Origin of the sequence: Cobetia sp. LC6 (assembly GCF_030264805.1) — a bacterium.
Taxonomy (GTDB): domain Bacteria; phylum Pseudomonadota; class Gammaproteobacteria; order Pseudomonadales; family Halomonadaceae; genus Cobetia.
The window spans coordinates 53,476-74,915 of the sequence record NZ_JASSPL010000011.1 but is presented as its reverse complement, the minus strand read 5'-3'; the positions used below and the strand labels follow the sequence as shown (position 1 = coordinate 74,915).

Below are 21,440 nucleotides of genomic sequence, written 5' to 3'. Positions count from 1 at the left end.
TTCGACTATGACTCGCCGGTAGTGGCGTCACGGCGCGCCAGCAGGCGGCGCATCGGCGCGGTCGGCTCCAGCACATAGTGGATACGACTGGCACGATAGCAGTCGTTGAAGGCATCGAAGTAATCATCCAGCACGCTGGCCGCCTCCTCCTCTCCGGCCTGACGCAACAGCTCCGCCGCCACCTCCGCCGTACACAGATGTGATTGGGACGCCGGTTTGCGCAGGTGATAGCGCGTCAGACGCGTGGTGTGCAATGGCAACACCGGCAAGCCGTCCAGATACGGACTCTTTCGGAAGATGCGCCGAGCCTGACGCCAGGTACCATCCAGCAGGATGAACACCGGAACGCGCGCCTCGCCGCTGGCAGTATGCGTCGCCACATCGGCGCCGACGCCGGCGATGGCATTCACGTCGACCACGCGGTCGGCGTAGTCGGGCTGGTCATCCGGGAAGATGATGAAGGGCTGATAGCGCTCATCTTCCAGCAGCGCCAGCAGGCGCGGGTCCGGCTCGACGCGATACCAGCTGAAGACCTCGGTGCCCGCCAGCACATCCGAGATCAGACGCCCGGTATTGGTCGGCTTGTAATGTTCCAGCGGATGGGTGATCAGCCAGAACTTGATCCGCGATTCGGCGGTGACCTGATACGGACACAGGCAATTGAGCCTGGGCAGACGGCACGCCTCACAGCGAATCACCTGACTGCCACGTGCCTTGAACTCGCGGCGTGGATGCCGCCCGTGCCACGCCTCAGGCTCGCCACTGGGCAGCGTGGTGATGCCACTGCCTTCGCCTGGCGCGACGGTATCGGTTGCCACAGCGTCGCCATCGACGCTGGAGACGACAGCGGAAACAGAGTGAGGCGCACAGGCGGCGATATCGTCGCCATCAGCCGGCGGGGGGCGGGAATCACACATGATGAGCAGTCAGAACCAAAGAAAAAGGGACGCGCATTCTAGCATGCGCGTCCCTTTCTCCCATTCTTCTGTCGCAACTCAGGCTGCCGATTCGCGGGATCAGACCTCGTAGCGGTGCTTGCTGCCGGTCACGAACCTGGGCGGACGACGCTTCCAGTAGCCTGCCAGCAGCGACCCCGAGACGTTGTGCCAGATTGAGAAGATCGCCCCCGGCAGCGCCGCCGTGGCGGAGAAGAACTGACTGGCCAGTGACGCCGCCAGGCCGGAGTTCTGCATACCGACCTCGATGGCGATGGTGCGCGAAGTGCGTTCATCCAGCCCGAACAGACGCGACAGGCCATAGCCTGCGCTCAGGCCGATGGCATTGTGTGCCACGACCGCCAGCGCGACCAGCGGGCCCAGCGTGGCGAGGCGCCCGACGTTGAGCGAGACCACGATGGCGATGATCAGCACGATGGCCAACATGGCCAGACTCGCTAGTGCCGACTCCCACTCGCGGATCAGATCTCGCGCGAAGTGGTGCACGACCACGCCGAGCACGATGGGGGCGACCACCAGCTTGGCGATGCTCAGCAGCATGCCGCTGACCGGCACGTTGATATCGGTGCCCAGCAGCCACCAGGTCAGCAGCGGCGTCATCACGATGGAGAGCAGCGTCGAGGCCATGGTCATCGAGACCGATAGCGCCACATGTCCGCCGGCCAGCCAGGTCATCACGTTGGAGGAGGTCCCCCCTGCCGTGGCGCCGACCAGCACCATGCCCACCGTCAGCGCCGGGTCCAGCCCCAGCAGGCGTGCGATCAGGAAGGCGGCCAGCGGCATCACGCTATATTGCAGCAGCAATCCGAGCGCGATCGGGCCGGGGCGACGTGCCACGCGTATGAAGTCGTCACGCGACAGGGTCAGGCCCATGGCGAACATGATCAGCGCCAGCAGAGGCTGAATGGTGCCCTTGAGCGCCACGAACGGCGTCGGAGCCACCACGGCGATGCCGGCAAATACCAGCGCCCACAAGGGGAAGAAACGATTCAGCGTCTCGAACATGCTTTTCACTTTTCGGTCGCCCGGGGCATCGATTTCCCGGAAATTGCTGGCCCGCCTCCCATGGCAGGCCTGAAGGCGCGCATCATAACGTATCAGGCAGCCCCAGGTGGCCCTGATACAACCAATGGCGCACAAGCCTCGGTACCGCCTGACCGGCACTTTCGGCCAGCGGCAGCACGCCGGGCTCGGCCAATTCATCGGCATTGGGGTCTACCAGCACGATGGGGGCGTCCAGCGGAGCTGCTGCATAGAGGTTGGACGCCGGCATGACCTTGAGCGAGGTGCCGACGATCAACAGCAGATCCGCCTCGGCGGCGATCTCCTCGGCGACCGTATAGAGCGGCACCGCCTCACCGAACCACACCACGTCAGGACGCAGCTGACTGCCCTTGTCACACAGGTCCCCGAGGCGAATGCCGCCACGCGGCAAGGGATAGCGCAGGCCGTGGTCGACGCTGGAGCGCGCCTTGAGAATCTCGCCATGCAGGTGCACGACCTCGCGCGAGCCTGCTCGCTCGTGGAGGTCGTCGATGTTCTGGGTGATGACCGAGACGCGAAAGCCGTGCTGCTCCAGCTCAGCCAGCGCCTTGTGGGCCGCGTTGGGCCTGGCGCGACGCACCTGGATGCGGCGATCATCGTAGAAGCGCAGCACCTGCTGGGGGTCACGTCGGAATGCCTGCGGCGTCGCGATATCTTCCAGACGATGCTCTTCCCACAGGCCATCCTCGGCGCGGAAGGTGCGCAGGCCGCTCTCGGCACTGATGCCGGCGCCACTCAACACGACCAGATGGCGTCCATGGCGTGCACCGGGGTCCTTGAAGCCTTCACTCATCTAGCACTCTCTCTGGCGTTGGACAGGTTCGAACAGCGGGCATGGCGACCACACTCAGTCATCGATGAAGTCCTGACTGCGATCGACTCCAAAGCGACGCTTGTTGCGATAGGGATAGACATCGATCACGCGCCCTTGCGCGATGGCGTCCTGCAGGCCACGCCACCAGCTGGCCTGGAAGATCTCGGGATGCAGCTCGTAGAACAGCTTGCGCAGCTGGAGGTCGGCAAACAGGAAGGGGCCGAACTCCTCGGGGAAGATGTCGTTGGGCCCCACCGAATACCAGGGCTCGCTGGCCAGTTCCTGCTCAGGGTAACGTGCCTCGGGAATCTCACGGAAGTTGCACTCGGTCAGGTAGCTGATCTCGTCGTAGTCATAGAAGACCACCCGCCCGTGGCGCGTGACGCCGAAGTTCTTGAGCAACATGTCGCCGGGGAAGATATCAGCGGCAGCCAGCTGCTTGATCGCATTGCCATAATCATTGAGCACCGCGCGGGTTTCCTCGGCGTCACACTCCTCGAGATACAGGTTGAGCGGCGTCATCATGCGCTCGGTATAGCAGTGTCGGATCAGCACCTTGTTGCCGCGCAGGCTGATCGAGGAACTGCACACCTCCAGCAGCTCTTCGAGACAGGCCGGGTCGAAGTGGTCCTTGCCGACGGTGAAGTTCGAGAATTCCTGCGTATCGGCCAGTCGCCCGACACGATCATGGCGTTTGACCAGACGGTACTTCTCGCGCACCTGATCACGACTCATGTCCTTGCCGGGGGCGAAGCGGTCCTTGATCAGCTTGAACACCAGCCGGTAACTGGGCAGCACGAAGACCGCCATCACCATGCCGCGCACGCCGGGCGCGATGATGAACCGATCGGAGCGACTCGCCACATGCTGGTTGAGGCCGCGGAACAGCTCGGTCTTGCCATGCTTGTAGAAGCCGATGGCGGCGTACAGCTCGCCGATGGGCTTCTCGGGCATCAGAGTCTGCAGGAACCCGACCACCTCGCTGGGCACTTCGATCTCGACCTGGAAGTAGGCCCGCGTGAAGGAGAAGATGATCGAGACCTCCTCCGGCTCGATGATCACGGTGTCCAGATAGACGCCATCGCGCTCGGTATGCAGCACCGGCAACACCAGCGGCAGGGTCTGGCCACCTCCCTCGATGCGCCCGACCAGATAGGCGCCCTTGTTGCGATAGAAGACGCTGCGCAGCATCTCGAAGGCAGCGTCCGGCGCATCGCGCACCGCCTCAGGCAGCGTCGCGAGCAACATCTCGGCGCCCAGCGTCACATCGCGCCCCTGGTGCTCGAAGGCGATCCCCAGCGGCGCCTCGTTGAGCACGGATTCGAGTGCCCCGGCCCAGTCACCCTCGACCGGCACACGATGACTGATGCTCAAGCCGGAATGGCGTGCCGGCCCCTGGCGGGATGGCGAGACGAACATCCAGTCATCGCGGATGTGACGATGGGAAAACACGCTGCAGAAGATGGAGTTGTAGAAGGTCTCGGCCAGCTTGTAGTCGAGGCGTTGATCGATCAGCGCCATGTACTGCCGCTTGGCCTCGCCCCACAGGGTGCACTCGCACAGGCGGTCGGGCTCGAAGGCGCGCTCCAGCCGCTCCATGGTGGTGGCGACCTTCTCGTCGTAGAGGTTGATACGCGCGGCGGAGGCCTGCTGGGCCTCACGCCAGTCGGCCTCGATGAAGCGTCGCCGCGCATCACTGGAGATCTGCTTGAAGCGTGATCGATATTCATCGAAGCCATGCAACACGGTCGCCGCCAGTCGCTGGCCCTGCTGGCCATTGCCGCGCTCGTCACTGTCCACATCATTGCCCATCGCCGCCTCCCTGCCCTTCAGTCACCTGACATGACCAAAGCATGCGGACTGTCGCGCCAGCAAGCGAGACGACAATGGTCGCGGGCCTTCACCCCTGACTCACGCCAGGTGCGCCATCCACCAAGGCCGGGATGGCAGCGGACCACCTGAAACGCAGAACGCCACCCCGCAAGCGAGGTGGCGTTCATGATGTCTGACGATGGCCAGTCGAGTGTGGCTTACAGCTCATGCCCCAGCGAGGCCGCCGAGTCGGCCAGCGGCTTGACGCGGCGCTCGGCCTCGAACAGATCATCGGCCATGCCGGCCTGCTCGGAACTCATGTCCAATGCATCGATGCGCGATGCCTGGAAGCGGTCACGCTGCTCATCCAGGCCGGCGAAATCGAACAGGTCGCGGTCTGCCAGATGTGAAGGCGCCACCGAGGTGACGGCATGGAACATCGTTTCCAGCCGCCCCGGATGCTTCTTCTCCCAGTCCTGCAGCATCTCCTTGACCACCTGACGCTGCAGATTCTCCTGCGAGCCGCACAGGTTGCAGGGGATGATAGGAAACTCGCGCGCGCTGGAATAGGCCTCGATATCGGACTCACGGCAGTAGGCCAGCGGGCGAATCACGATATGGCGCTGGTCATCGGAGAGCAGCTTGGGCGGCATCGTCTTGAGCTTGCCACCGAAGAACATGTTCAGGAACAGCGTCTCGAGGATGTCATCGCGGTGGTGGCCGAGGGCGATCTTGGTCGCGCCGATCTCGGTGGCGAAGCCATACAGCGAGCCGCGACGCAGACGCGAGCACAGCCCGCAGGTCGTCTTGCCCTCCGGCACCTTCTCCTTGACGATGGAATAGGTGTCGCGCTCAAGGATGTGATACTCGACGCCCACCGACTCGAGCCATGCCGGCAGCACATGTTCCGGGAAGCCGGGCTGTTTCTGATCGAGATTCACTGCCACCAGCGTGAACTGCACCGGCGCATTGCGCTGCAGGTTCATCAGGATATCCAGCATGGTGTAGGAATCCTTGCCCCCGGACAGACACACCATCACCTTGTCGCCATCACGGATCATGCCGTAATCGGTGATGGCGTTACCGACATTGCGCCGCAGGCGCTTCTGCAACTTGTTCAGTTCGCGCTTGGCAGTGGCCGCATCAGTGGGGCTGGACGAAAGCTCGCTATCGGGTGTGAACATGGGGCATCAGGCTGGCAGTTTGGAAGGGCGCACAGTCTAGCATTGGCTAGTAGACGGTCACAGAGGCAGCTTGCTTCAGGCGGGGTCTGCCCCTGTCAGGCCAGGTGGCGTGGCGCCGACGCAAGATACGCCAACGCCCGCAGTCAGCGGGCGTTGGCGTGTGGCATGCGCCGTGGGGAGCAACGGCGCTTGCAGGAAGACCGCGCGGACTAGAACAGGCGCAGCACTTCCAGATAGCGGATCACCACCCCGCCCAGCATCACGAGGATACCGAAGCGTTGCAGTCTGAATTCAAGCGCAGTGAGCGCAAGCTTGCGTGACCAGAACATCAGCACACCGCGCATGTCCTGAGTCCGGCGAATATAGAGGCCGTAGGCAAGCAGCACGATGGCCAGGCCAAGAATCAACAGTGTATTGGTCGCGATCAGCATGTCGCACCTCGTGGGCAAGTACCCCTGAGTCATAAGGAAGGCAATCGCGGGCGGATGCCTTATCTGAAGCCGGGCCCCGAGCGGATGCCCGAGGCCCGACAGTCATCACCTGGCGCAGTGATGACGATCCTGAAGAGAATGATTCCGTCCTCAGGCCTGACAGTGGCTGGCTGACAGCAGGTCCGTATCACGCATGGCCTTTGCTCGCTGTCGCCGCTTCATTATGGTTATCTAAGCTGCTCGGTCTTGCATCCTGCATGGCTTGGCCGTACTGCTGGCCGGTAGTGCACTGGCGTGTAATCAGAGTCGACCTCTCGCCACAGCGGGCGTGTCGTATGGCTGCCAGTGTGGACAAAGGCAGTGAGCCGGGCCATTGGACATTCCGGCAACAGACCTTGGAATAATAGCCTTGAGGATGATGTCGGCTGACGAGACGTCTGATACCGGGCCTGACACTCATCCAGCGCCTGCCTAGGCCCCTGACATAAGCCCTGCCAGAGCCTCTGACATAAGTCCCTGGCATAAGCCCCGCTCAAGCCTGGCTGGCCAGCGAGGGCGACAGCGGGGCCTGCATCAGGCGCTGCGCCATCAGCGCGCTGGTCACGGCGTCCCCCAGCGCGCTGTGACGACCGATCACCGGCACGCCCAGGGCATCTGCCATCGCCTCGAAACGCAGGTCCGGGGCGGCATCCGGCTGCTCATGCTTGCAGCGCCGGGCGTAATCGCGCGCCAGATCATGACGCTGGTTGGGCAGATCAAAGCCGAAGCGTGGCCGCAGATGGCGATTGATCACCGCGACATCGAAGTCGATGCACCAGCCCACCAGCGGACGATTGCCGATGAACTCCAGCAGCTGTCGCAGTGCATCCCCCAGCGCTTCTCCGCCATGCAGATCGATACCGCGCAGGCGATGGATGCGGATCGAGTCGCCCTGCAGCCCTTGCGGACATTGCAGGTAGAGCGACAAGGCGCTGGAGGCATGGATATGGCGCGCATCGAAACGTACCGCCGCCAGCGAGACCAGCTCGGCGTGGCCAACATCGAGACTGGTGGTCTCGCAATCCAGCGCCACACGCTCTCCGCCCCGTTCGGCGGCATGCCAGGGACGAAAGAGCTCGGCGAACTCTCCCTGCGCATGACGACGACGATCACTGGCGCGCCTCAGTTGTTCGAACATGCCACCTCCCCTCGGCCTTGAGGCCGGCTCAGTATTCCAGGTGATAACGATGTGACAGTCGCTGCTTGAAGTCCTTGACCCGGCTCAGGGCATCGCGCAATAGATCACGCTCCAACGAGGACAGTGACTGGGTGATGATCAGGTTGCGACTCCCCGCCTCACGCGCCGCCGCGGTCGTGTCCTGGCCATCATTGCGCGAGTCGCGAGTCCCGCCCGTGCCGTGTTCAGCCTCATCCAGATGGCGCAGCTGCTGGCGCAGGCGCAAATCGGCAAACAGCGACAGTGCCTCGGCAAGGTCGGCACTGTCGCTGGCCTCGATACGCCCATCACTGACCAGCGCCTCAAGCCGCGCGAAGGTACCGGTGGCCATCACTCCACGTTCCAGCGCCATGGTGCGAACGCCATGCACGATGGGGAAGATGCCGCCCTTCTTGATATCGATACCGTGTCGCGGCGAACGCAAGGAGCCGAACAGCGTCAGTGGAGTCGAGAAATGCAGCGCCGGGCGCGCGAAGTGCGACAGCAGCAGTTCATCACGCGTGGCGTGGCGCACAAGGTGTCCGCGCAAGCTGTCGACCAGTGCTTCATTGCCGCCGCTGGCGCGCGCATCGAAGACGATGGCCAGATTCATCAACGCCTCTCCATCGCGCCCGGCGCACCAGCGCGCGATCTTGCCGCGCCAGCGCGACTCGGTGGCGACCCACTCCGGATTGGAGACCATGATATTTCCCGGGCATGGCGGGTAGCCGAGGCCCGCCAGGGCGTCACTGAAATGCTGCAGGGTGTCCTCGTTATCGGGCCACTGATGGCCATCGGCGATGATCAGTCCATTGTCCTGATCGGTCTTGAGGATCTGCTCTCCGCGCCCTTCGCTGCCCATCAGCATCAGACAACTCGAGGCGCGGTGTTCCTCCTCCACCAGCATGGCGAAGGTGCGCTCGATCAGGCGCCCGTTGAGCGCACTCAATAGCCCCATCGCATGGCGCATGTGCACTCCCTGCATTGCCAGCGCTCTGACCATTTCCGGCAGACGCGCACTGGCCTGCTCAAGCGCCGCCATGTCAGAGGCGCGCTCGATCTCGAGACTCACCAGCTGGCTGCGATTGGAAAAGAACCCCAGAACGTCGGTCAGCTCGATGACACCGACGACCGCCGCGGCAGGCAGAAGGCGCTCCTTGACCACGACTCGCGCGACCCGGTGTCGAGTCATCTGCACCAGCGCCTGTAACAGATATTCCTCCGCCGTGACCGCCACCAGCGCGAAACTGCCCAGCGAGGCGAGCGGATGGCTGGGTGCCAAGCCCTGAATCACCAGCGCATTGAGCAGGTCCGTACGTGTCACCACACCCTGACGCCCCTCGACAGTGATGATCAGGCTGTCCGCCCCCGCCGCCTGCATGGCCTTGACCCCCTGCTCGATACTGGCGCTGGCCGCCAGCTTGAGCGGAGGACGCATGCAGTCCATTACCCGCGCCAGCATGAAACCCGCCTGGTCGCGACTCGCGCCCTGACGGGTGTCACGCTGAGCCGCCAGCAGTCGCGCCTTGTCACTCAGGCTGTGCTGGAAGTACTCGCCGAAGGCAGGACACTCGTCGCACAGCGAGAAGAACAGCTGTGCGGGCAGCTGGTAGCACAGCGTCTCCTGCTCGCAGACGAAGCGGGTACGGCAATGGCCGTTGAGCAGCGTCAGCGCCCCGAACAGGTCCCCCGCGGTGTAATGACCAATGCGCAGACTGACCCAGGCATCCAGCCCCTCGCGCTGCGCCTTGTCGAGCTTAGCGGCGTCCGGCAGTGCCGAATCGGCGGCCAGTTCCGCCACCTCGCCCTTGTGAATGATGTAGACCGACTCACCGACGGCCCCCGGCACCAGCGGCTGCGCCAGTGCCTCGAAATAGTGAAGATCCACCCCTTCGGCCAGTCGTTGCCGAAGTCGCTCACCCAGCAGACTGAACGGCGGCTCCTCGAAATCGATATCCACCAGTGACGCTTGCATGACAGCGACTCCCTTCTGCGCGTGCACCGCTGATCGATGCACGAGCCCTCAAACCACGAGGCCCCGCCTGCAGGTGCAAGACGGGGCTTCGGGAAACGGGGGCCTGTTCGCGCCGATGCTGCGTGCTGCGCGAACAGGCCCTGCTGCCTGAATCAGTGATCCACTGCTGTTCCAGCCCCGCGCGGAACACGGATGTCCTCGACGATATGCTGGATGTGCTCGGGCGGCGGCGGGGTCATCTTGCAGACGATGACCGCGACGACGAAGTTGAGCACCATGCCCAGCGAGCCGATCCCCTCCGGCGATACGCCCAGCAACCAGTTCTCGGCACTGTTGAGTTCCGGCGAGATGAACTTGAAGTAGACGATGTAGCTGAAGGTGAAGACCAGGCCGACCAGCATGCCCGCGATGGCACCTTCCTTGTTCATGCGCTTGGAGAAGATCCCCAGCAGGATGACCGGGAAGAAGCTCGATGCCGCAAGCCCAAAGGCAAAGGCCACTACCTGCGCCACGAACCCTGGCGGATTGATGCCGAAGTAACCGGCGATCACGATGGCCACGGCCGCCGCCATGCGCGCCGCGATCAGCTCCTGCTTCTCGCTGATGTCTGGCTTGAAGGTCTTCTTGAGCAAGTCATGCGAGATGGCCGATGAGATGACCAGCAACAGACCGGCCGCCGTCGAGAGTGCTGCCGCCACGCCACCCGCCGCCACCAGTGCGATGACCCAGGCCGGCAGGTTGCCGATCTCAGGGTTGGCCAGCACGATGATGTCGCGGTCGATGTAGACCTCGCTCTCATTGTCGGTGGGCGTGTTGCTCACCAGGCGCTGCCCGTGCTCACCGCGTGCCGCCTGACTGTCGGCACTGCCTTCGTAGCTCGGCTTGCCCGCGAAGGGGTCACCGCCACGCATCTGGATGATGCCGTCGCCATTCTTGTCGACCCAGCCGATCAGCCCGGTGTTCTCCCAGTTGTAGAACCAGCCCGGCAGCTCCTCATAGGCCGTCTCGTTGACGGTCTCGACCAGATTGACCCGTGCAAAGGCCCCCACGGCCGGCGCAGTGGTGTAGAGCAAGGCGATGAAGAACAGCGCCCAGCCGGCGGAGATACGCGCATCCTTGACCGTCGGCACCGTGAAGAAGCGCACGATGACGTGGGGAAGGCCCGCCGTACCGCACATCAGCGCGGCCGTGATGAAGAACACATCAATAGTGGACTTGGAACCCTCGGTGTATTCGCGGAAGCCGAGATCCGTCACGACCTGATCCAGTTTCTGGAGCAGATAGACGCCGGTATCGTTGCCTTGTGCGTCCACCAGGGTGCCGCCGAAACCGGTCTGCGGCAGCACATGGCCCGTCATCATGATCGACAGGAAGACGGCCGGTACCAGGAAAGCGAAGATCAACACGCAGTACTGCGCCACCTGGGTGTAGGTGATGCCCTTCATGCCCCCCAGAACGGCATAGAAGAAGACGATTGCCATGCCGATGACGACACCGACATTCACGTCCACCTCGAGGAAACGCGCGAAGACGATACCGGTACCACGCATCTGGCCCGCGACATAGGTGAAGGAAATGAAGATGACGCAGATCACCGCCACGGTGCGTGCGACACTGGAGTAGTAACGGTCACCGACGAAGTCCGGCACCGTGAACTTGCCGAACTTGCGCAGATACGGCGCCAGCAGCATGGCCAGCAACACGTAGCCGCCGGTCCAGCCCATCAGATAGACGGAGGCGTCATAGCCCACGTAGGCGATGATACCCGCCATCGAGATGAACGAGGCCGCCGACATCCAGTCAGCGGCGGTCGCTGCCCCGTTGGCGATGGGGTGAACGCCACCCCCGGCGACATAGAATTCCTTGGTGGAACCGGCTCGCGACCACACCGCGATCCCGATATAGAGCGCAAATGATGCGCCAACGAAGAGATAGGTCAGCAGTTGAACATCCATTGGCAGTGTCCTTGGCGATGTCGATCATATTGTTCTTATTCACACTACGGTGCGTCACGACGAGCGGCCTGTGCCCGGCGTGTCACTGACTCATTGCTCGTGAACATCGAAGCGCTCATCGAGCTTGTTCATCGAACGGGCATACAGAATGATCAGCGCGAGGAAGAAGTAGATCGCCCCCTGTTGCGCAAACCAGAAGCCCAGTTTGAAACCGAAGAACTGGATGTTGTTCAGCACGTCCACCAGCAATATCCCGCATCCATAGGACACCACGAACCAGACCACGAGATAGCCCATGATCAGTTTGATATTGGCGGACCAATACGCCTTGGCATTCGCTTCCTTCATGATGGTGTTCTCGCATTGTTATTGTGATTGGCGAAGTGGAGTGGTTGGTGATCCAGAGATCGATGACCACCCATCAGCGGATGATCCTTTCTCAGCGGTTGATGGGTATTTCCTGCGCTTTTCAGAGCATGACAGGAAACTTGGCGACTCGAATCTGACAGTAGACAAGGCCCTGCAACGTTGCAGGCTGACTTTAGTCGAGAATGTCAGCCACCCCTGATGGAGCAAGGTTGAGAACGATGCAATTCATTTAAAATCAACAAGTTGATTCATATCCTAAAGATGCAATCCCTTGGTCTATTGGCCAAATGGGCGAAGGATGATTGACGAAATCTTCCGCGCGTTGCGCGCATGACATTGGCCGATACCGAAAAATAAGCCCGTTGTGCAGACGCCAATTACGGCTTCTTGACGCCGATCATCGAGGCGTCTGCGTATCAATGGATGACGGAGCATCTCCCTCACGACTCTCAAGACGCCGAGTCTGTCATGCACAGTGCTTGGGACTCGTGGCGGGGCTGCGTAGAATGGCGCTTCCAGAGAGGAGAGCGACATGTTCCAGGGTTGGTGGCTGATCGCAGTGGCACTCGCATATATCGCGGTGCTGTTCACGATTGCATGGCGGGGTGATCGCAACGCCAAGAAACACGGGTCGCCGAATCGGCGCCCAGCGGTCTACAGTCTGGGGCTTGCGGTCTACTGCACCAGCTGGACCTTCTACGGCAGCGTCGGGCAGGCCGCGACTAGCGGCTGGAGTTATCTGAGCATCTTCATCGGGCCGATTCTGGCCTGCCTGCTGTTCTGGCCGATCCTGCTCAAGATGATTCGGGTCGCCAAGCGCCAGAACATCACCTCGATCGCCGACTTCATCGCCTCGCGCTACGGCAAGACACAGTCGCTGGCGGTGTTCGCCTCGCTGGTGGCCCTGGTCGGCACCCTGCCCTACATCGCCCTGCAGTTGAAGGCCGTCTCGAGTGCCTATCAGGTACTTACCGACACCAGCGATGTCACGCGAACCGCCTGGCTGGGCGATACCGCCTTCTATGTGGCGGCGATCATGGCGCTGTTCGCCATCCTGTTCGGCACCCGCCACACCGACGCCACCGAGCACCATGTCGGCCTGTTGCAGGCGATCGCCTTCGAATCGCTGGTCAAGCTGGTCGCCTTCCTGACCCTGGGCGTCTATGTCACCTGGGGCATGTTCAATGGCCTGGGCGATCTGTTCACCAAGGCCGACACCTATCTGGAGCTGCAACAGCAGCTGGAGACTCAGACCTTCGGCACCGGCTTCTGGGCCCAGACTCTGCTGGCGATGCTGGCGATCTTCTGCCTGCCGCGTCAGTTCCACGTCGCGGTAGTCGAGAACACCCACCACGATGACGCCCGGCGTGCGCGCTGGATGTTCCCGATCTACTTGATCGCCATCTCCTTCTTCGTACTGCCGATCGCCGCCGCCGGTCTGACCATGTTCCCCGATGGTTCGGTATCACCGGACAGCTTCGTGCTGGCGCTGCCGATGGCGGCAGACCAGACCTGGCTGACCCTGTTGACCTTCATCGGCGGCTTCTCCGCCGCCACCGGCATGGTGATCGTCGCCGCCGTCGCGGTCTCGATCATGATCTCCAACGAGATCGTGATTCCGCTGTTGTTCCGCCTGCGCTGGTTCGATACCGAGGCACGCGACTACAGCCATATCGTGTTGCTGGCGCGCCGTCTGACCATCGTGATGATCCTGGCGCTGGCCTACGGCTTCTATCTGCTGATCGCCGAATACAGCACCCTTTCGGCCATCGGCTTGCTGTCGTTTGCCGCCGTCGCCCAGTTCGCGCCCTCACTGATGGGTGGCCTCTACTGGAAGCGCGGCAACCGCCTCGGCGTCATCGTCGGCCTGAATGTCGGCTTCGCGGTCTGGGCCTGGTCCCTGCTCGTGCCGGCACTGGCACAGGCGGGTCTGATGCCGGCCGAGATCGTCAACCAGGGGCCGCTGGGTATCGACTGGCTGTCGCCGCATGGTCTCTTCGGCTTCCGCTTCAATGACCCGCTGACCCACGGCGTGATGCTGTCACTCGGCCTGAACCTGTTCTGCTACATCTTCGTCTCGCAGATGACACCGCAGCGCGTGGTCGAGCGCATCCAGGCCTCGCTGTTCGTCGACAGCGTCGAGACCCGCCAGACCAGCGTCTCGCGCCCCTGGACCGGCTCCACCTCCGTCTCGGACCTGCGCGTCCTATGCGAACGATTCCTGAGCCATGAGCAGGTGGAGCGCGCCTTCGAGGACTACGCGCGCCGTAGCGGCCAGCCGCTGGAGCTGCATGCACGCGCCTCCATCGACCTGATCCAGTTCACCGAACGCTTCCTGGCCTCGGTGCTCGGTGCCTCCTCGGCACGCATCGTCGTCAACTCGGCGCTGCAGGGTCGCGGCATCGGCATCTCGGATGTCATCTCCATCGTCGATGAAGCCTCACAGGTGCTCGAATTCAACCGCGCCCTGCTGCAGGCGACCATCGAGAACATTCACCAGGGCATCAGCGTGGTCGACCAGCACATGCGCCTGGTGGTGTGGAACCAGCGCTACCTGGACATGTTCCGCTTCCCCGACAACCTGATTCGGGTCGGTGCGCCCATCGATCGCATCTTCCGCTACAACGCCCACAACGGCGAATACGGCCCGGGCGACCCCGAAGAGCACGTCGACCAGCTGCTGGATGCCATCCGCAACGGCGAGCCGCACCGCTACGTGCGCTATCGCCAGGATGACAGCGTGATGGAGATCCAGGGCAACCCGATGCCCGGTGGCGGCTTCGTCTACACCTATCAGGACATCACCCAGCAGAAGCGCACCGAAGAGGCGTTGATCCGCTCGGAAAACAACATCCGCATCTACACCGACAACGTGCCGGCGCTGATCGCCTACTTCGACAAGGAGTGTCGCTACCTCTTCACCAACCGCGCCTATGAAGCGGTGATGGGCATCGACCGTACCGCCGTGATCGGCGAGCCCGCCGAAGAGGCGATGCCGGAAGACATCTATCGCCAACGCGCGCCATGGATGACGCGCGCGCTGTCCGGTGAGCGCGTCTCCTTCGAGATCTCGCTGGAGGCCCCGGAAGGCGGCGTGCGTTACATGCTGGTCACCTATACGCCGCACTTCAGCACCAAGGGCAACATCCTCGGCTTCTTCGCGCTCTATCAGGACATCACCGAGCGACGTCTGGCGGAGATCGCCCTCAAGGAGACCAACGAGAACCTGGAAGAGCGCGTGCGCGTGCGTACCCAGGAGCTGTCACAGGTCAACGAGGCCCTGCGCACCGAGAACCGCGTGCGCGCCGAGGCCGAGCAGGCACTGCGTCAGGCCAAGCAGCTGGCCGAGGATGCCAATGCCTCCAAGACACGCTTTCTGGCCGCGGCCAGCCACGACCTGCTGCAGCCACTGAATGCGGCGCGTCTGTTCACCTCCGCCCTCGCCCAGCAGGTCGAAGGCGAGATGAAGACCACCACCAATCACATCGACAACTCATTGCAGGCCGCCGAGGAACTGCTCAGCACCCTGCTCGACATCTCCAAGCTGGATGCCGGGGCACTGGCGCCACGCCGCAGCGTGTTCCGCCTCTCCGATATCCTCAAGCCGCTCAAGGCCGAGTTCGAGGTGATGGCGGAAGATCGCGGATTGGACCTGAAAGTGGTGATGACGCAGCTGGCGGTGGATTCCGATGGCCAGATGCTCAGACGCATCGTGCAGAACTTCCTCTCCAACGCGGTGCGCTATACCCGCCAGGGCCATGTGCTGCTGGGATGCCGCCGTCTGGGCGATCGCATTCGCATCGAGGTCTGGGACACCGGCCCCGGCATTCCCGAGTCGAAGCTGACCGAGATCTTCCAGGAGTTCCGGCGCCTCGATCAGACCGAGCGCCACAAGGAGAGCGAGAAGGGCCTCGGCCTGGGGCTGTCGATCGCCGAACGCATGAGCCGGGTGCTAGACCACCCGATCACGGTGCGCAGCTGGGTCGGCATCGGCACCGTCTTCGCCGTCAGCGTGCCGATCAGCAAGGAGCTGCCGGCAGCCGAGCTGCCCGATGCCGTCCCAGCTCGCAAGCGCGCCGGCAACAAGCTGACCGGCACTCGCGTCCTGTGCATCGACAACGAGAGCCTGATTCTCGAGGGCATGAAGGCGATGCTGTCCGGCTGGGGTTGCGAGGTGTTCACGGCGACCTCGATCGGCGGCGCCAAGTCGGTGATCCGCAACCTGGATGGTGATCCGGATGCCATCCTCGCCGACTACCACCTCGACAATGAGGTAACTGGCCTGATGGCGCTGGATGCGCTGGATGAACGCCTGGCGGGCTCGGTACCGGGCATCGTGATCACCGCTGACCGCACCGATGAGGTCGCCGAGGAAGTGCGCCGTGCGGGCTATCACCTGCTGCTCAAGCCGGTGCGACCCGCCGCGCTGCGTGCGCTGCTGACGCGCAGCCTGCAGGCCAATCGCGCCGAGAAGCACACCAGTGGCGCGAGTGATGCTCCCGATGCCGCGACGGATGACCCAGCCCCCTGAACAGGTGGGCTGGCCTGTCGCTCTTTAGACCTAGTAGAAGCAAAAAGCCCGCCCTGTCAGCGACAGGGCGGGCTTTTTGTGGCTTGAAGGCGCGACTCTCGAGGAGAGCCTCAGCTCAAGCGCTGACGCAGGATCAGGAGCGGACTTTCGGCGGCTCGACTTCCAGACGCTGGGCCGCGATGACGGCCTGGGTGCGCGAATGCACGCCCAGCTTGCGCAGAATCGCGGTCACGTGGGCCTTGATGGTGGCCTCGGACACATTCAGCTCATAGGCGATCTGCTTGTTGAGCAGACCTTCCGTCAGCATGTTGAGCACGCGGAACTGCTGCGGCGTCAGTGACGCGATCGCCTCGGCGAAGCGCGATTCATCCTCGGAAGACTCGCCCATGGCCTCGGCGATGTCCGTCGGCAGCCAGACCTCGCCTTCGAGGATCTCGCCGATGGCTTCGGCGATGACGTCGAGGCTGGCGGACTTGGGGATGAAGCCGGAGGCGCCATAATCGATGGCGCGGCGCACCACGTAGGGCTCCTCGCTACCGGACACGACCGCCACCGGGATGTCCGGTGTCTGGCCACGCAACTGGATCAGACCGGAGAAGCCGTGGGCTCCCGGCATGTGCAGGTCCAACAGGATCAGGTCGGCATCGGGATGGCGGGCAACGACTTCGTTGGTCGCTTCCATGCTGTCAGCCTCGACGATCTCTGCCTGAGAGGCGACTTGTCTAAGCGCCTGGGTCAGTGCGGCACGAAAGAGCGGGTGATCGTCTGCAACGATGAACTTCTGGGCAAAGGCCATTGAGTCTCCTCCAAAACCCCGATGGTGATCATCACCGACCTTCCTGGCCGGTCAACAATCGCCGTTATTTTCTGGCATGTTACCCCATAAAACGCGCGTTTAACAAAGCAGCCCACCATCGGAAGATGCACTGATGTTTCGCTCGGGGAACACGAGTATCGCACGGATTGATGCCCGGCGAGCGAACAATCCGTGCGCTGATTCTGACAGCATCCTGGGGATGGTGAGTCAGACAACCCTACCCGCAACGCGACTGGCATGCCAGCCGATCAATGCGACACCGGCAATCAGCACAAAGCCGATCAGACTGGCGATATCCGGCACCTCCCCCCAGATGGCCCAGCCCGCCAGTGCCGAAAACACGATGGTCAGATAGGAATAGATCGACACTTCCCCCGCCGGTGCGAGGCGATAGGCCGTGGTCATCAGAATCTGACCGCCGGCCGCAAAGACGCCGATGCCCAGCAAGGCCAGCGCCTGAGGGCCGCTCGGCATCACCGGATTCATCAACATCGGCACCAATGTCACCACACTGGAGACCAGCGAGAAATGCAGCACGATGGTCGCCGAGGCCTCGCGCCCTCTCATCGCACGGATGAGCGTATAGGCCGCCCCCGCCAGCATTGCCGAACCCAGCCCGACCATGGCGGGCAACAACGCCTCCACCCCACCCTCGGCAAATGCCAGTTGCGGCTTGATGACCAGCGCCGCGCCAGAGAAGGCGACCAGCATGCCGACCAGCCGCCAGCCGCCGAGACGCTCGGCCAGGAAGAGGCCGGCGAACAGGCTGACGAAGAACGGTGATAGCTTATTCAGAATAGTCGCATCTGCCAGCAGAAGATGATCGATGGCGTAGAAGAAGCTCATCACGCCGCCAAGCCCGATCAGTGACCGCGCCATCAACATCGGCTGGTGATGCCAGTGGCCCAGCAGACGCGCGCCCGCCATGCGCACCATCACCACCGCCACGCCGAGACTGACCAGGTTGCGCACGAAGACCTTCTCGAACAACGGCAGGTCGCCACTCAGCTTGACCATCGCCCCCATCAGCGCGAACGAGATCGCCGACAGGCACATCAGGATGACGGCGCGAGGACGATTCTCACCCTCATTGGACGACGACGCGGAAGGGGGACTGGCTGGCTGAGAGGCGGGGCAGGATGCATCCGACTTGCCTGCTGACATGGGGGCGGCCTTGATCTTGAATTGATTGGGGAAATGCGCAGCGAGGCGCAAACAGAGGGTGCGAGCAGAGTTCGCTGACACATGCGCTGCCACATCATTATCAAGCCAGTACCTCCTCGATGGCCAACCTTTCACGTCTCGCACTGCGCAAAAGCGCGGGCAATGAAAGTGAACCGATAGAGGAAAGTGATTCGATAGATGCCCACAGACAGACGCAAAAAAACGCGGGAGCCAGGCTCCCGCGCTTTGCTGTCGCTGCGTGTCTTGTCAGGCCGCGACGACCGTCACTCGCCGCGTTCAGCGGTTGGCGCGCTGCTCGATCAGGTCATCCACCACTGACGGGTCCGCCAGTGTCGAGGTATCGCCGAGGCCGTCGGTCTCGTTGGCGGCGATCTTCCTGAGGATACGGCGCATGATCTTGCCGGAACGCGTCTTGGGCAGCCCCGGTGCCCACTGGATGACGTCCGGCGAGGCGATCGGGCCGATGTCCTTGCGCACCCACTGGGTCAGCGTCTTCTTGAGCTCATCACTGGCTTCGATGCCATCATTGAGCGTCACGTAGATGTAGATGCCCTGACCCTTGATGTCATGGGGATAGCCGACCACGGCGGCCTCGGCGACCGCCTCATGCGCCACCAGCGAGGACTCGATCTCGGCGGTGCCCATGCGGTGGCCAGAGACGTTGAGCACATCATCGACGCGCCCGGTGATCCAGTAGTAGCCATCCTCGTCGCGACGACAGCCGTCACCGGTGAAGTACATGCCGGCATAGGTGGAGAAGTAGGTCTGCACGTAGCGTTCGTGATTGCCCCAGATGGAACGCGCCTGCCCCGGCCAGCTGTCGAGAATCACCAGATTGCCTTCGGTCGCACCCTCGAGAATGTTGCCCTCGTTGTCGACAAGCGCCGGCTGCACACCGAAGAACGGCAGCGTGGCGGAACCCGGCTTGAGATCGGTCGCGCCCGGCAGCGGCGCGATCATGATGCCGCCGGTCTCGGTCTGCCACCAGGTGTCCACCAGCGGGCAATTGCCATTGCCGATCACGCGGTGGAACCACTCCCAGGCCTCGGGGTTGATCGGCTCTCCCACCGAGCCGAGCAGCCGCAGGCTCGTGCGCGAGCTTGAGTCCATCACGCTGTCACCGTGTGCCATCAGCGCACGCACGGCGGTCGGGGCGGTATAGAGAATGTTGACCTGGTGCTTGTCGACGATCTCGCCGATGCGCCCGTGGGTCGGATAGCTGGGCACACCCTCGAACATCAGCGTGGTCGCGCCATTGGCCAGCGGTCCATAGACGATGTAGCTGTGGCCGGTCACCCAGCCGACATCCGCCGTGCACCAGTAGATATCACCGTCGTGGTAATCGAACACGTAGCGGTGGGTCATCGCGGCATAGAGCAGGTAGCCGCCCGTGGTGTGCTTCAGGCCCTTGGGCGTGCCGGTGGAACCGGAGGTGTAGAGAATGAACAGCGGGTCTTCCGCGCCCATCGCCTCGGCCGGACAGTCACTGGACTGACGGTCTACCAGCTCATGGAACCAGGCATCGCGGCTGCCCCAGTTCACCTCACCGCCGGTACGCCGCACCACCAGCACGTGGTCGACACAGTCGGTGCCATCACGCTCCAGCGCCTCATCGACGTTTTCCTTGAGCGGTACGCGCTTGCCACCCCGCAGTGACTCATCGGCGGTGATCACGATGCGCGAGCTGGAATCGACGATACGTCCCGCCAGTGCGTCCGGCGAGAAGCCACCGAACACCACCGAATGCACGGCACCGATGCGCGTACAGGCCAGCATCGCCATCGCGGCTTCGGGAATCATCGGCATGTACAGCGTGACCACATCGCCCCGCTTGACTCCCAACTCCTTGAGGCCATTGGCAAACTGGCTGACACGCGCGTGCAGCTCGCGATAGGTGATCGACTGGGACTCGTTCGGGTCGTCCCCCTCCCAGATGATGGCGACCTGATCGCCACGTTCGGCGAGGTGGCGATCGAGGCAGTTGTGCGCCACGTTGAGCTTGCCATCCTCGAACCAGCGCACATCGACGTCACCGGGACCGAAGTTGGTATTGCGGATCACCGAGGGCGCATCGAACCAGTCCAGTGACTGGGCCTGCTCGGCCCAGAATGTCTCCGGTGCCTCGACGGACTGCTGATACATGGCCTGATAGCGCTCGCGGTCTGCCCAGGCGTGGGCGGCGGCATCGGGAGTGACCGGATGAACCTTGGCATGTTCGCTCATGTGGCGTGACCTCTGACGGATTGGCTGGCGACTCGCTGTCCCACGCGGCATGCGTGAAGCGCAGGCGAGCCGAGGCAAGTCCATTTCAGCTTAAACCCAAGCATGGGGGGGCCACACACTAGACCTTGGTAGATAAATTTTTACTAATTATTTCAACTGTTTATCAACAAATTACACCAAGGTCACAGCGACGTTCGGAGGACAGAAACCGCCTGAAAAGACACCTTCTGACACGACTCGCACTTTGCAATGACATGCTGGCGAGCGAAAAGCGCCTCAACGCGCAATCGACGCATTGCGCGCCGGGTCATTCAAGGGCCCGCTCAACTCCTGGCCACAGCGCCGACAGCGATAGCGATGTCCGCGCTGGGCATTGGCGTGGCGTCGCGAGCTGAAATGGTGCGCGGTATCGCAGCCACAGCCATAGGCCCAGGGCGTCGGGCTGGCAGTCGAGACATCCATGCGATGCGTCACCTCCGGCGGGACGCCGTAGAGATTGGTCATCACCTGCTGCCACTCGGGGCCATGGGGTTTGACGCGCGTCTTGCCGGCGCGCTCGACCACCTCCATCACCACCCAGTGAGCGACCTCGTGAGGGACGGTCTGACTGAGGAAGTGATGGCGATTCTCGCTGAGCAGTTGCCAATTGAAGCGCAGCCGCTGGCGCGCCGAATCCGCCGTGCCCGCCGTGCGCCCCTTGAGGCGGCAGGAGACTGACGGCATCCGCAGCTCTGGGAACAGGGCGCGCGCCCGTGCCAGACATGCCAGCACCTGCGCCTCCAGCGTCGCGTGCAGGGCAGGTGCCGTCAGCGCCTCGAGCGCGGCGGCATCGGCCAGCGGCAGCGGCGTGGCGGGGGCCTCCCCCAGGCAGGCCAGAGCATGGTCGGGCGGAAAGCGGTGACGACTGACGACACGACGAGTGGATGATGACATGACACGAAGACCAGAC

15 protein-coding genes are annotated in these 21,440 nt (G+C 62.9%); 1 reads left to right on the top strand and 14 read right to left on the bottom strand.

Translation table 11 applies throughout. The annotated features are described in order from the left end of the window. Positions 1-5 precede the first annotated feature (5 nt). The 10 genes from QQF40_RS13210 to QQF40_RS13165 form a co-directional block, all read right to left on the bottom strand. On the bottom strand, positions 6-917 hold the full coding sequence (locus QQF40_RS13210) for a tRNA-uridine aminocarboxypropyltransferase (protein WP_175089124.1): 912 nt from the start codon (positions 915-917) through the stop codon (positions 6-8). 99 nt (positions 918-1,016) lie between these two features. Beyond that, on the bottom strand, positions 1,017-1,961 hold the full coding sequence (locus QQF40_RS13205; protein ID WP_285461606.1) for a bile acid:sodium symporter family protein: 945 nt from the start codon (positions 1,959-1,961) through the stop codon (positions 1,017-1,019). 82 nt (positions 1,962-2,043) lie between these two features. Next, entirely contained in the window at positions 2,044-2,793 is a 750-nt protein-coding gene (locus QQF40_RS13200) for an SIR2 family NAD-dependent protein deacylase (protein WP_175089122.1), read from the bottom strand. Between the two features lie 54 nt (positions 2,794-2,847). Next, positions 2,848-4,626 carry a bifunctional isocitrate dehydrogenase kinase/phosphatase gene (gene aceK / locus QQF40_RS13195; protein ID WP_285461605.1) on the bottom strand — a complete coding sequence of 593 codons (1,779 nt, stop codon included), beginning with the start codon at positions 4,624-4,626 and terminating at the stop codon, positions 2,848-2,850. 218 nt (positions 4,627-4,844) lie between these two features. Then, a complete protein-coding gene (gene ttcA / locus QQF40_RS13190) occupies positions 4,845-5,810 on the bottom strand; it encodes a tRNA 2-thiocytidine(32) synthetase TtcA (protein WP_285461604.1) in 966 nt (321 codons plus the stop codon). Between the two features lie 209 nt (positions 5,811-6,019). Then, positions 6,020-6,241, bottom strand: coding sequence for a hypothetical protein (locus tag QQF40_RS13185; protein ID WP_175089119.1), 222 nt, complete (start codon positions 6,239-6,241; stop codon positions 6,020-6,022). Positions 6,242-6,773: 532 nt separating this feature from the next. After that, a complete protein-coding gene (locus QQF40_RS13180; RefSeq protein WP_175089118.1) occupies positions 6,774-7,418 on the bottom strand; it encodes a 3'-5' exonuclease in 645 nt (214 codons plus the stop codon). Between the two features lie 28 nt (positions 7,419-7,446). Continuing rightward, positions 7,447-9,411, bottom strand: a complete 1,965-nt coding sequence (locus QQF40_RS13175; RefSeq protein ID WP_285461603.1) for a DUF294 nucleotidyltransferase-like domain-containing protein — start codon at positions 9,409-9,411, stop codon at positions 7,447-7,449. A 152-nt stretch (positions 9,412-9,563) separates the two neighbouring features. Further along, positions 9,564-11,366, bottom strand: a complete 1,803-nt coding sequence (locus QQF40_RS13170; protein WP_175089117.1) for a sodium:solute symporter family protein — start codon at positions 11,364-11,366, stop codon at positions 9,564-9,566. Positions 11,367-11,456: 90 nt separating this feature from the next. Beyond that, positions 11,457-11,714: a DUF4212 domain-containing protein gene (locus QQF40_RS13165; protein WP_043333789.1), complete on the bottom strand. Its 258-nt coding sequence runs from the start codon at positions 11,712-11,714 to the stop codon at positions 11,457-11,459. A gap of 553 nt (positions 11,715-12,267) precedes the next feature. Here QQF40_RS13165 and QQF40_RS13160 point away from each other — a divergent pair. Next, positions 12,268-16,266, top strand: a complete 3,999-nt coding sequence (locus tag QQF40_RS13160; protein WP_285461602.1) for a NahK/ErcS family hybrid sensor histidine kinase/response regulator — start codon at positions 12,268-12,270, stop codon at positions 16,264-16,266. Between the two features lie 133 nt (positions 16,267-16,399). Here QQF40_RS13160 and QQF40_RS13155 read toward each other — a convergent pair whose 3' ends face one another. The 4 genes from QQF40_RS13155 to QQF40_RS13140 all read right to left on the bottom strand — a co-directional run bounded on the left by QQF40_RS13155 (position 16,400) and on the right by QQF40_RS13140 (position 21,424). Next, complete coding sequence (locus tag QQF40_RS13155; RefSeq protein WP_043333788.1) at positions 16,400-17,062, bottom strand: response regulator; 663 nt, start codon at positions 17,060-17,062, stop codon at positions 16,400-16,402. Positions 17,063-17,290: 228 nt separating this feature from the next. Further along, positions 17,291-18,247 carry a DMT family transporter gene (locus QQF40_RS13150; protein ID WP_254627045.1) on the bottom strand — a complete coding sequence of 319 codons (957 nt, stop codon included), beginning with the start codon at positions 18,245-18,247 and terminating at the stop codon, positions 17,291-17,293. A gap of 297 nt (positions 18,248-18,544) precedes the next feature. Continuing rightward, entirely contained in the window at positions 18,545-20,491 is a 1,947-nt protein-coding gene (gene acs, locus QQF40_RS13145) for an acetate--CoA ligase (RefSeq protein ID WP_175089115.1), read from the bottom strand. A gap of 276 nt (positions 20,492-20,767) precedes the next feature. Further along, a complete protein-coding gene (locus QQF40_RS13140) occupies positions 20,768-21,424 on the bottom strand; it encodes a SprT family zinc-dependent metalloprotease (protein ID WP_175089114.1) in 657 nt (218 codons plus the stop codon). Positions 21,425-21,440 lie beyond the last annotated feature (16 nt).